General features: G+C 70.7%; 13 protein-coding genes. All 13 read left to right on the plus strand.

Translation table 11 applies throughout. The annotated features are described in order from the left end of the window. Window position 1: 1 nt before the first annotated feature. The 13 genes from ACN265_RS19350 (at window position 2) to ACN265_RS19410 (ending at window position 12024) form a co-directional block, all read left to right on the plus strand. A complete protein-coding gene (locus tag ACN265_RS19350) occupies window positions 2-886 on the plus strand; it encodes a metal ABC transporter permease (RefSeq protein ID WP_421408845.1) in 885 nt (294 codons plus the stop codon). After that, the gene (locus tag ACN265_RS19355; RefSeq protein WP_421408846.1) at window positions 810-1598 is read left to right on the plus strand and encodes a metal ABC transporter solute-binding protein, Zn/Mn family; all 789 of its coding nucleotides are present in this window, start codon (window positions 810-812) and stop codon (window positions 1596-1598) included. Before ACN265_RS19350 ends, ACN265_RS19355 begins: the two co-directional genes overlap by 77 nt. Before the next feature lie 73 nt (window positions 1599-1671). Beyond that, entirely contained in the window at window positions 1672-3219 is a 1548-nt protein-coding gene (locus ACN265_RS19360) for an FAD-dependent monooxygenase (RefSeq protein WP_421408847.1), read from the plus strand. 48 nt (window positions 3220-3267) lie between these two features. Then, window positions 3268-3987: a YcnI family protein gene (locus ACN265_RS19365; RefSeq protein WP_421408848.1), complete on the plus strand. Its 720-nt coding sequence runs from the start codon at window positions 3268-3270 to the stop codon at window positions 3985-3987. Window positions 3988-4145: 158 nt separating this feature from the next. Next, window positions 4146-4358 (plus strand): hypothetical protein, encoded by a 213-nt coding sequence (locus ACN265_RS19370; protein WP_091285924.1) that lies wholly within the window; start codon window positions 4146-4148, stop codon window positions 4356-4358. Window positions 4359-4395: 37 nt separating this feature from the next. Continuing rightward, the gene (locus tag ACN265_RS19375) at window positions 4396-5271 is read left to right on the plus strand and encodes a hypothetical protein (protein WP_421408849.1); all 876 of its coding nucleotides are present in this window, start codon (window positions 4396-4398) and stop codon (window positions 5269-5271) included. Window positions 5272-5439: 168 nt separating this feature from the next. Then, window positions 5440-5655, plus strand: coding sequence for a heavy-metal-associated domain-containing protein (locus tag ACN265_RS19380; protein WP_421411531.1), 216 nt, complete (start codon window positions 5440-5442; stop codon window positions 5653-5655). Then, window positions 5652-7916, plus strand: a complete 2265-nt coding sequence (locus ACN265_RS19385) for a heavy metal translocating P-type ATPase (protein WP_421408850.1) — start codon at window positions 5652-5654, stop codon at window positions 7914-7916. The genes ACN265_RS19380 and ACN265_RS19385 overlap by 4 nt, the downstream gene beginning before the upstream one ends. 141 nt (window positions 7917-8057) lie before the next feature. Continuing rightward, window positions 8058-8627, plus strand: a complete 570-nt coding sequence (locus tag ACN265_RS19390) for a sigma-70 family RNA polymerase sigma factor (RefSeq protein WP_421408851.1) — start codon at window positions 8058-8060, stop codon at window positions 8625-8627. A 76-nt stretch (window positions 8628-8703) separates the two neighbouring features. Then, window positions 8704-9456, plus strand: a complete 753-nt coding sequence (locus ACN265_RS19395; RefSeq protein ID WP_421408852.1) for a zf-HC2 domain-containing protein — start codon at window positions 8704-8706, stop codon at window positions 9454-9456. 141 nt (window positions 9457-9597) lie between these two features. Next, window positions 9598-10200 carry a copper chaperone PCu(A)C gene (locus tag ACN265_RS19400; protein WP_421408853.1) on the plus strand — a complete coding sequence of 201 codons (603 nt, stop codon included), beginning with the start codon at window positions 9598-9600 and terminating at the stop codon, window positions 10198-10200. A 23-nt stretch (window positions 10201-10223) separates the two neighbouring features. Continuing rightward, on the plus strand, window positions 10224-11438 hold the full coding sequence (locus tag ACN265_RS19405; RefSeq protein ID WP_421411533.1) for a Dyp-type peroxidase: 1215 nt from the start codon (window positions 10224-10226) through the stop codon (window positions 11436-11438). 22 nt (window positions 11439-11460) lie between these two features. Further along, window positions 11461-12024 carry a copper resistance CopC family protein gene (locus ACN265_RS19410; protein WP_421408854.1) on the plus strand — a complete coding sequence of 188 codons (564 nt, stop codon included), beginning with the start codon at window positions 11461-11463 and terminating at the stop codon, window positions 12022-12024. The last annotated feature ends 23 nt before the right edge of the window (window positions 12025-12047 follow it).

Consider the following 12047-nt stretch of genomic DNA (forward strand, 5'->3'; position numbering starts at 1 on the left):
CGTGGACGGCTTCCTCGACCTGCTCTCTCTGCCGGCCGTGCAGCGCTCCGCGATCGGCCTGCTGATCGCCGCCGTCGGCCTCCCGATCGTCGGGGTGTTCATCATCGGCTTGGACATCATCGCCGTGCGGTTCGCGATGATGCACGTGGCGCTGCTCGGCATCGCTGTCGGCTTGCTCGCCGGCCTCGACCCCATGCTCTGTGGCCTCGCCGCGTGCGCCCTCGCCGGCGCGGGCGTCGCCCCGCTGGCCCGGCGGCCGACCGGCCTGCCCGGGGCGATGGGCCTGCTGATGACCTTCGCCATCGCCGCCGCCCTGCTCGTGCTGTCGGTGTCCGGGGTCAACGCCACCGGGGCGTTCGAGCTGCTCTGGGGATCGATCCTCGCCACCCGCGAGATCGACCTGATCGTCCTGGGCGCGCTGACCGTCGTGGTGCACGTCCTGTTCTGGCGGTGGCGGCGACAGCTCGCGCTGTTGCTGTTCGACCGGGAGTTGGCGCTGTGCTCCGGTGTCGCCGCCGGGCCGCTGCTGCTGGCGCTGCTCGTCGTCGTCGCCGTGGCGATCGGCGCGTCGATCCGGCTGACGGGCGCGCTGCTGGTCGACGCGCTGACCATTCTTCCGGCGCTGGGTGCCCGCAACCTCGGCCGATCGCTGCGATCGATGGTGCTCTGGGCCGTCGTGCTCGGGGTGGTCGGCAACACCGCCGGGTTCGCCGTGGCCCTGCTGATCGACCAGCCACCTGGTCCTGTCCTCGTTCTGGTGGCGGGGACGTTGACCCTGCTCACCTATCTGATTCCTGAAGGAGCACGTGATGCGATTGATCCGGGCCGCCGCACTGACCGCGGTGGCGACCCTGTCGCTGCTGGCCAGCGGGTGTGGCAGCACTGACGACGCGGCACCGGCCAGCAGCGCGACGCCGGCGGCGAAGGGGCCGAAGGTGGTCGCCTCCACCAGTTGGGTCGGCGCACTGGCCAAGGCTGCCGGGGCGACCGACATCACCGTGGTCGCCCCGGCCAACGTGCAGCACCCACCGGACTACGACCCCAAGCCCAGCGACCTCGCCGCCGTCGCTGGCGCCGACTACATCCTGTACGCCGAGTTCGATGGCTTCGCCGCCCGGCTCAAGGACGCGGCCGGCGGCACCGGCAAGCTCGTCACCGTGCAGCTGGAGAACACCCCCGGCAAGATCACCTCGGAGGTTTCCCGGCTCGCCGGCCTGTTCGGCACCGGCGACGCGGCGACCGCCTGGAACTCCACCTTCACCACCGAGTACGCGAGGCTGTCCGCACAGGCGAAGGCTGCCCTCCCCAACCCGGCGCCGACCGCGGTGTCGCACCTGTTCATGGCGTACTGGGGTGACTTCGCCGGCATCAGTGTGGTCGGCACGTATGGGCCGCAGCCGGTCACCCCGAGCCAGCTCGCCGAGCTGACTGCGAAGAAGCCGACCCTTGTGCTGGCCAACGCGCACCTGCCCGGCGCCAATCCCGACATCCCCGGCGCCACCCGCGTCGATGTCGTCAACTACCCCGGCACCGATCTGGACCTGCTCGGGGTGTTCAAGACCAACACTGAACGACTGACTGCGGCGCTCAAACCCTGAGCGACGCCGGTCGGTCCGGCCGGTGGGGGTGCGGCGGTCGCACCTCCACCGGCCCCTATCGTCAGGAGGACGAGTGGTTCCCGTGGTGATCGTCGGCGGTGGTCCGACCGGCTTGGGGCTGGCGATCCGGCTCGCCCAGCTGGGCGTTGCGGCTACGCTGGTCGAGCGTCACTCGGATACCGCGGCCTTCCCCAAGGGGCGGGCGTTGAGCATCCGCAGCATGGAGATCTACCGCTCATGGGGGCTTGAGGAGGACGTCACCGCTGTCGGCCTGCCCCGCGAGCATCTGGCCTTCTACTTCGGCCGCACCCTCACCGACCCGTCCGGCAGCCGCATCGTCACCGGCCCGGGCGCTCGGCCGGCGGTGCCCAGCCCCACCTACACGCTGCTCTGCTCGCAGGACCGCCTCGAACCGCTGCTCCGCGCGTACGCGCAACGGCTCCAGCCTGGGCGGATCCGGTTCGGCACGGAACTCGTCGACCTCACCGTAGGCCCCGACGGGGTTACCGTGGAGATGTCGGCCGGTGGGCATCATGAGCGGCTGCGTGCGCGGTACCTCGTGGCTGCGGACGGTGCTCGTAGCGGGATTCGCGGGCGGGTCGGCATCGCGATGGCCGGTCCGTCCGGCGTTTCCCGCAACCTGAACATCCTTTTCGACGCCGACCTGGGCCAGCACATCGCCGATCGGCCGTGCGCCGTCTACACGATCGACCAACCGGGCCTGCACGGCGCGTTCCTCGCCGTCGACAACCAGCGCCGATGGCTGTTGAATCTCGTCGCCGACGGTGACGAGGTTGACCTCGATCGTCTCGACGACGGCGACTGCGTCGCGTTGATCCGTGCCGCCGCCGGTCTGCCCGACCTCGCCGTCGGCCTGGTCGGTCGGCAGGTGTGGCACGCCTCGGCACAGGTCGCCGACCGGTTCAGACACGGCCCGGTGTTCCTCGCCGGTGACGCCGCCCATGTCACCACCCCGTACGGCGGCTTCGGGATGAACTGCGGCATCGCCGACGCCGACAACCTGGCCTGGAAACTCGCCGCCGTCCATCACGGCTGGGCCGCTCCGGCCCTGCTCGACACCTACGATCCCGAACGCCGACCGGTCGCGCTCGCCAGCGCCGTCGAGAGCCACCTGCGGTTGACCGACACCATCGACGCGCGCCACACCGGAGCGCCACCGCGGGGCCGGCCCAGCGAGGGACTCGTCCTCGGCTACCACTACACCTCCGCCGCCGTCATCGCCGACGGCACCGACCCGCCTGCCGGGGATCCGGTGGCCGACTACGTCCCCACCGGCCGGCCGGGCCACCGTCTCCCCCACGTCTGGCTCGACCCGGAACAGACCCGGTCCACCCTCGACATGGTCGCCGGCGACGGTTTCACCCTGCTCGCCGGCCCCGCCGCAGGCTGGGCCTCGACCGCGCAGCGGGAGGTCGGGTTTCCGCTGACCGTCCACCACCTCGACCGGGTGATGTCGCCATCTGCGCGGACGGTCTTCCTCGACCAGTGCGGCCTGCACGACACCGGTGGCCTCCTGGTACGACCGGACGCCCACATCGCCTGGCGCACCCCCAACACGCCATCCGACGGGCTCCCCGCCATGATGAACATCGTGCGATAGCCGCCGCTGAAGGCCAGCGAAGGCACGCCCAGCATGAGGAGATGAACGATGCGACGGCATGTACCGGGCCGGATCGCCCTGGCGTTGCTCGCGGGAGCGGCGATCGCGATCGCGCCGGTTGGCCCGGCGCAGGCGCACGTCTCGGTAAGCCCAGCCCAGGCCGCGCCGGGCGGGTTCACCACTCTGACGTTCCGGGTACCCAACGAGCGCGCCGAGGCGGCGACGACAAGCGTACGCATCGTGATGCCCGAGACCACGCCTATCACCTCGGCGGCGGTCCACAAGCTGGCCGGGTGGCGGGCTACCGTCGAGGACGGTCCACTGGCCGCGCCGGTCAAGGTCGGCTCGGCAACGGTGACCGAGGCGATCACCTCGGTGACCTGGACGGCAGCAACCGCCGAGGATGCCATTGACGGCAGCCAGTTCCAGGAGTTCAGCGTCTCCGTGGGCCCGTTGCCCACCACCGGTGACCGCGTCGTGTTCAAGGCGCTCCAGACGTACGCCGATGGTGTCATCTCCCGGTGGATCGAGGAACCCCTGGCGGGCGGGCCGGAGCCGGAGAACCCCGCCATCGTCCTGCGCCTGACCGAGGCGGCGGCCGGCGGCGTCGACGAACACGGGATGCCGATCACTGCGGCCCTGCCGGCGGCCGCCGCTGACCGGCCGGCCGGGGTCGCGCTGGCCGTCGCCGTGGCCGGTGTCGTCCTCGGTGCGGCGGCGCTGCTGTTGGGTCTGCTCAACCGGACCCTCGGCAAGTCACGTCGGTAGCCCGACCACCCGCACATTCGGAGGTAGTCGGATGCCGCCGCCACCGGGTTCCCCTCCCGTAAGGAATAGTCGCCCGCTGACAAACACCGAGCGGTCAGGGCAGGAACGCATCGACCCGTTCTAGCGTGAACAGCGACGTTCGACGAGTGGAGGCTCACATGGCAGCCGACGGCCTGGTACACGTGCTCACCCTGTGCGGCAACTGCAACTGCGGATGCCCGGAGCTGTACATCGATCCCGAGGCGCCGGCCGAGCAGCGGGTCGTCATCACCGACGATTTCGGCAACGCGATCCGACTCAGCGGCGGCCAGCTCAGCGACATCGTCGGTCTCGCCCGCTCGGGCGCGCTGGACGACGTGGCCTCCGCCTAGATTGACGTCCGCCATCCCCGGCACCCGATGCTGGGTGATGAGCCACCGTCCCTCGGACGCCATCGACGACCGGTCGCCAGGTCCCCGCCGGACCGTGCTCGATCCGATCTCCGGCAACCCGTGGCTCACCGGCTGGTGGCCACAGCGGGCGGTGCACCAGATCGACGTTCCGGGCTTCCGGATGGTCCTGCTCGGTCCCTGCCCCCTGTCACCCCGACTCCTCACCGAGCAGCTCAGCCAGGCCGTGCGGCGTCATGCGTTCGGCGCGCTGGCTCGACTGCCCGGCAGCTACCTCACCTTCGTCCGCGCGCCGTACGGCACGTACGTCGCCGGCGATGTGGCGGGAGTCTGCCGGCTCTGGCTCGGTGATGGGGTCGCAGGCACCCGTCCCGGGAAAGCTGCCGCGATCCTCCTGCCCGAGGCTACCGGGGCGCTGCTGTACGACGACGGAGCGGTTCGCGACAAGCAGTACTGGACGCCACCCGCCGCCGAGACACCGGCCACCATCACGGGACCGCTCGTCGCGCACCGGCTGAGGATGGCCGTACGCTGCCGACTCGACCTACTCGGGTCCAGCCAGCAGCACTCGGGCCACATCGCCCGCCGGCTCGCCGACGGAGAATCCATCAGCCTCGGCACGTCGATGCTGCTCTCTCCCACCGGGCTGGACGAAATCCTCGGCCCCGGCCCGCCGCTGGCCCGTACGGTCGGACGGAACGGCAACGCACATCGCCTCCGGCTCGTCCGCGCTCAGGCGTCTCTCCCATCCGGGCCGGCCGGCTGGTGCGTGCACCGCCCCCTTCTCGACGCCCACGTGCTGGAGGCCGCCCTCGCCACCCGAGAACGCGACGTCCGGCGCGGCACGCTGCGCCGCGAGACTCTGCTGGTTCTCGATCAGATGTCGGGCGAATGAGCACGATCCGCTGAACCGCGTCGACATTTCCCGCGTACCATGATGCGGAGCCGGGACACGCCACCGCAGGACCATCCGCGGTGCGCCACCCAGGGTCGACACCAGGGCAGGGTGCCGTACCCGTTCTCCGCCGCACATCGTGCGGATCCGGCTGACTCGAAAGAGGTCATCGTGCAATCCACGTACCAGGTTCGGGGTATGACCTGCGGGCACTGCGCCCAGTCCGTCACCTCAGAACTCACCGCATTGTCGGGCGTTCAGACCGTCGAGGTCGATGTCGAGGCGGGCCGTGTCACCATTCGCAGCGTCGAGGCATTGCCGCTGGCCGAGGTGCAACGGGCGGTAGACGAGGCCGGCTTCGAACTGGCCGGCAGCCCGGCGTGACCACCACCGTCGACCAACTGCTCACGTCGCTGACGATCGGGGGCATGACCTGCGCGGCCTGCGCCAACCGCATCGAACGCAAACTCAACCGGATCGACGGCGTACGGGCTACGGTCAACTTCGCCACCGCCATCGCCACGGTCGAGCACACTCCGGCTGTTGCGGTGCCGGACCTGGTCGCGACCGTGACCGCGATGGGCTACACCGCCCGGCCGCCCGCGCCGGCGACCATTGCTGAGGACGGCGACCACGTCACGAGCGACATGGGGCGACGGCTACTCGTCGCGGCGGCGTTCGCCGTCCCGGTGGTGGTGGTCTCGATGACACCAGCCGCCCAGTTCCCGTACTGGCAGTGGGTGGTCGCCATGCTGACCGCGCCGGTCGCGGCCTGGGCGGGTTGGCCGTTCCACCGGGCGGCGCTGACCAACGCCCGCCACGGCGCCGCCACGATGGACACGCTGGTCTCTCTCGGCGCGCTGGTCTCGTTCCTGTGGAGCCTGTGGGCATTGCTGGCCACACCTGCCGGTCGGCCAGGGCTGCGGATGAGCCTGTCCTGGTTCTCCGGACACGACCACCCGTTGTATTTCGAGGTCGGCGCGGCTCTGGTGACGTTTCTCCTGGCCGGGCGGTGGCTGGAGGCGCGGGCCCGGTACCGCGCTGGTTCTGCCGTGCGTTCCCTCGCCCAGTTGGGCGCGAAGGATGTCGCCGTCCTCGACGCGAACGGCACCGAACGGCGAACCCCGATCACCGACCTGCGGGTCGGTGACCTGTTCGTGGTCCGCCCGGGCGAGAAGATCGCCACCGACGGGGTGGTCGAGGCTGGTGTGAGCGCGGTCGACGTCGCCCTGCTGACCGGGGAGAGCGTCCCGGTCGAGGTGGGCCCCGGTTCAGCGGTGACGGGTGCCACGGTGAACACCGGCGGTCGGCTCGTCGTGCGGGCGAGTCGGGTCGGTGCCGACACGCGGCTCGCGCAGATCACCCGGCTGGTGGCCGAGGCACAGGCGGGCAAGGCCCGGATTCAGCGCCTCGCTGACGAGGTCGCGGGCATTTTCGTCCCGTTCGTGCTGGTGATCGCTCTGGCCACCTTTGCCGGCTGGCTGGTCCTCGCCCCCACCGCGACGGCGGTCGGGGTTGCCGTGGCGGTGCTGATCGTCGCGTGTCCGTGCGCTCTGGGCCTGGCCACACCCACCGCGCTGCTCGTCGGCACCGGTCGCGGCGCACAACTCGGTGTGTTGATCCGCGGAGTGGCGGCGCTGGAGTCGGCCCGTCGCATCGACACCATCGTGCTCGACAAGACCGGCACCCTGACCACCGGCCGGATGCGGGTCACCGGCGTGCATCCCCTCCCCGAGGTGAACAGCAGCGACCTGCTGCGCTTGGCCGCCGCGGTCGAGGCGTGCTCCGAGCATCCGGTCGCCCACGCCATCGTGATCGCCGCCGGAGCCGAGCACGGGCGGGACCTGCCGCAGGCCGATGGCTTCCGCGCCGAGCCGGGGCTCGGGGCCCGCGGCACCGTCGACCAGGTCCGGGTGACCATCGGCAACGCCCGGCTCCTGGCCTTGGACGGCATCAGTGTCGACGAGGTGACGGGCACGGCGGACACGGTGGTCTACGTCGCATGGGACGGGCAGCTTCGTGGTTGGATCACCATCGCCGACACGCTGCGGGAGTCCGCAGGGCCGACGGTACGACGGCTACGCGCGCTTGGCCTGCGACCGGTCCTGCTGACCGGTGACAGCCTCGCAGCGGCGGGAGGCGTCGCCGCCCAGGTGGGGTTGACGGAGGTCATTGCCGAGGTCACGCCCGAAGCGAAGGCTGCCACCGTCCGGCGGCTGCGCGACGAGGGCGCGACGGTCGCCATGGTCGGCGACGGAGTCAACGACGCAGCCGCCCTCGCCGAAGCCGACCTCGGCGTGGCGATCGCCACCGGCAGCGACATCGCCATCGAGGCCAGCGACGTCACGATCGTCCGCGCGAATGCCGGCACCGTGGATCTCACGGCCGTGGTCGACGCGCTGACCCTGGCCCGGGCCACCCTGCGAACCATCAAGGTCAACCTGTTCTGGGCGTTCGCCTACAACAGCCTGATGATCCCGCTGGCCGCTGTCGGTCTGGTCACCCCGATGCTCGCCGCCGCCGCGATGGCCTGCTCCAGCCTGCTCGTCGTGCTCAACAGCCTTCGTCTGTTCCGCTGGCGACCAGCGGCCGTGACCGCCGGCGAGGCAGCGAAGCAGCCCGCGACAACAACCGCCGCACGTTGATCCGCTGAACGGATCTTGTCCGTACCGGTAGGCGAAGCGGTGCCGTAGGCTCATTCGGCGACCTACCCGAACCCGTCGTCGACGTCGATCGGTTCGTGGTGATTCAGGACGCCCGGGCAAAACCGGACACGGAGGTACCAGGTGACCGACGACGACGCGGAAATCACCGCCTGGGCTCTCGCGGCGGGCCGGGGCGACCAGGACTCGGCCACCCGGTTCATCCGGGCGACCCAGCAGTACATATGGCGGTTCGTCGCCCACCTGATCAGCCCCTCCGAGGCCGACGACCTGACCCAGGAGACGTATCTGCGAGCGATGCGGTCGTTGCCGTCATTCGCCGCGCGCTCGTCGGCCAGGACCTGGCTGCTCGGGATCGCCCGGAAGGTCGCGGTCGACCACGTACGCGCGGCGACGCGACGCCCACGTACCACCCGGCTGTCGGATCGCCATGATGTCCCCGACGCTGGCGGCAGCGCCTTCGATGGTGCGGTCGTGCTCAACGATCTCCTGTTCTCGTTGGCGCCGGACCGACGCGAAGCGTTCGTGGCGACCCAGATCCTCGGCCTGTCCTACGCCGAGACCGCCGAGGTGTGCGGGTGCCCCGTCGGCACCATCCGCTCCCGCGTGGCACGGGCTCGGGAAGACCTGGTTACCGCAGTCAACGCATGCCCTCAGCCGGTGCGGCGACAACGCGGTACAGCCGCAAGCTGAACGGCGACCGGCACGAGGACGCGACATCGCCGATTGTCCCGGGAACCAGGACGCGCCATCACCCGACTACCGGTACATGGGTTGTGAGCAGTGGCGGGAGATCCTGTCGGCGCAACTGGACGGCGAGGAGACCCCCTCCGAGCAAGCCGGGGCCGACGCTCACCTCGACGGCTGCGCGACCTGCCGGCGATGGTACGACCAGGCCGCCGCGGTGACCCGACGCACCCGTCTGACGCTCACCGCGCCCGGCCCCGATCCCATCAACGTCATCCTTGCCGCACCCTCGGCGCCTCGACGCCTGCGAGAACGCCTCGTGCTCACTCTGCGCGCAGGGCTCGCCCTCATCGGCGCTCTCCAGCTGATGCTTGGCCTGGCGCAGATCGGCCGTGGCCCGACCGCCCCACACGCCCACGACGCCCTCGGCGCCCTCGGCTCCGGGCACCTGTGGCACGAGGCCGCCGCATGGAACATCGCCGTCGGCGCCGGGTTCCTCTTCGTGGCAGCCCGGCGTACGCCTCCCACCGGGCTGTTGCCAACCCTGAGTGCCTTCGTCGGCACGCTCATGCTGCTCTCGGTCAATGACCTGATGACCGGCCGGGTGGAGCCCTCCCGCCTGGTCAGTCACGGCTTCCTGCTCGCCGGGTACCTGATCGTCGTCGCGTTGTCGCAGACCATCCGGCACCGTGACGAGCCTCCGACGCACGGCCAGACCACCCGCCCCGCCTGGCGCTTGGCGGCGGGTGACGAACCACAGTCCACCCGGCCGAGGCTGCGGCTGGCACCGCCCCACCCGGGCACGGCGCGGATCAGCGACAGGTCAGCGGCCTGAACGGCGAGAACACCCCACCACTGCGCCAGCCGTTCGCCGCGCCAGCCGTGACCACGTGACGGCCATTACCCGCCAGCCCGGAACTTTCGCGCTACGGCGACCGACCAACGAAGCAGCAAGCAACCATCGGAGGCAGAATTCATGCGCACCACCAGCCCTTTCGGATCGCGTCGACGCTCGGCCGTTGTCCTCGCCACCGCAGCTGTGCTCGTCGCAGTCGGTGCCGGCGGGTGCGCCTCGTCCGACTCGTCGTCGACCGCGCAGCCGAGCCCATCCGCGTCGGCCAGTGCCGCTGCTGGTGTGGTCACGATTCGCGACCCGTGGGTGAAGGCGGCTGACAAGGGAATGACCGCGGCCTTCGGGACCCTGGTCAACGACGGCGACACCGATGTCACGCTGACCAGCGCCGCGACCTCGGTATCACCGATGGAACTGCACGAGATGACCATGAAGGACGGCAAGATGGTCATGCAGCAGAAGCAGGGTGGCATCGTGATCAAGGCCAAGGGCACGCACGCGCTGGAGCCCGGCGGTGACCACCTGATGCTGATGAATCTGGCCAAGCCCGTGCAGGCCGGGGACGAGTTGACCTTCACGCTTACCTTTGCCGACGGCAAGACCCAGCAGTTCACCGCTGTCGCCAAGCCGTTCACCGGCGCGCAGGAGACCTATGCCCCGGGGCACGGCGAGCCGATGCCCGGCATGAGCGCCACGCCGGGGATGACCATGACCCCGGCATCGTGACGCAGACACCACCTGCCCGCCCGGTGAGCAGGCGTGGCCTGCTCACCGGCGGCGCGCTGGCAGCCGGTGGGGTACTGGCCGGTGGGGCAGCCGTTGTCGCGACCCGCGCAGGGCAGACCAGCCCTCCATCGGTGGACGCCGCCGACACGACGCCGGTGGCGAACGTCGGCGGCCTGGTCGAGCCCTTCTACGGCGTCCGGCAGGCCGGGATCGCCACCGAACCGCAGGCGCACGGGTCGTTCGTGGCGTTGACGCTGCGGGCCGGCACGGACCGGGCCGCGCTGGGTCGGTGGCTGCGGCTGCTGACCGACGACGCGGCCCGGCTCACCCAGGGCCGACCCGCTCTGGCCGACACCGAGGCCGAACTCGGGCTGCTGCCCGCACGGTTGACCGTGACCTTCGGCTTCGGGCCGGGCCTCTACCGGGCCGCCGGCGTCGACGACCGCCGGCCCGCATCGGTCACCGACCTGCCATCGTTCCGCATCGACCGGCTCCAGCCGGCCTGGTCCGGTGGTGACCTGCTGCTGCAGATCTGCGCCGACGACGCGATCACCGTGGCCCACGCCCAACGGGTTCTGATCAAGGACAGCCGGCCTTTCGCGACCGTGCGCTGGGTGCAACAGGGCTTCCGGCGCAGCCCCGGCGTCGAGCCGGGCGGCCACACACAGCGCAACCTCTTCGGTCAACTCGACGGCACCGCCAACCCCCAGCCGGGGGCCCCGATGGACACGGCCGTCTTCGTGGCCGACGGGCCGGCCTGGCTACGCGACAGCACCACCCTGGTGCTGCGACGGATCAGCATGAACCTGGAGACCTGGGACCTGCTCGGCCGCACCGACCGCGAACTCGCCGTGGGCCGCCGGCTCGACACCGGCGCACCGCTGACCGGTACGGCCGAACACGACGAGCCCGACTTCGCCGCCACAGGCCCGGACGGCCTCACCGTCATCCCCGACTTCTCCCACATGACCCGCGCACACGTCACCGACGACCGGCTCAAAATCCTGCGCCGGCCCTACAACTACGACGATGCGCCGACGGCGGAGGGTCACGCGGACAGCGGCCTGATCTTCGCGTCCTACCAGGCCGACATCACCGATCAGTTCCTGCCCATCCAGCGCCGGTTGGCCGATCGGGATCTGCTCAACGAGTGGACCACCCCGATCGGGTCCGCCGTCTTCGGCATCCCTCCCGGTTGTCAACCCGGGGGATGGATCGGCGAGCAGGTACTCGGATGACCACGCCCACCGGAGTTTCCTCATGACCGTACCGTCCTCCCGGCACACCGCCGTTCGACTCGGCGCAGCGGTGCTCGCCGTCGTCGTGGCGCTGCTCATTCCGGCCAGCCCGGCGTGGGCGCACAACACGCTGCGGTCGGCGGCGCCGGCCCAGGAGTCGACGCTGTCCAACGCCCCTACCGAGATCGTGCTCGAATTCGTCGAACGGCTGGACCCGACGTTCACCACCATCGTGCTCACCGACGCCGCCAAGCGGAAGGTACCCACAGGCGACCCCGTGGTCGGCGGCGCGAAAGGATCGGTCCAGGTGACCGAGGCACTGCCCAACGGCAGCTACACCGTCGCCTACCGGGTCGTCTCCACCGACGGGCACCCGGTCCAGGGGTCCTACCCGTTCACGGTGGCCGACCCCAACTCCAGCGCCGCGCCGATCGTCGGCACAACGACCGACGCGCCGTCCGCGGCGGCGTCGGTGCAGGACGACGATGGACCGGGCGCTGGCGTCCTCGTCGCTGGCGGTGCGACGGCCATCGTCGTCGCGGTGGTTGGTGGGCTGTTCCTCCGGCGGCGAGCGAACCGTCGTTGACCAGAGCTTCCTTCCGCGGTCGA

The organism is Micromonospora sp. WMMD730 (genome assembly GCF_049178955.1).
GTDB lineage: Bacteria > Actinomycetota > Actinomycetes > Mycobacteriales > Micromonosporaceae > Micromonospora > Micromonospora wenchangensis.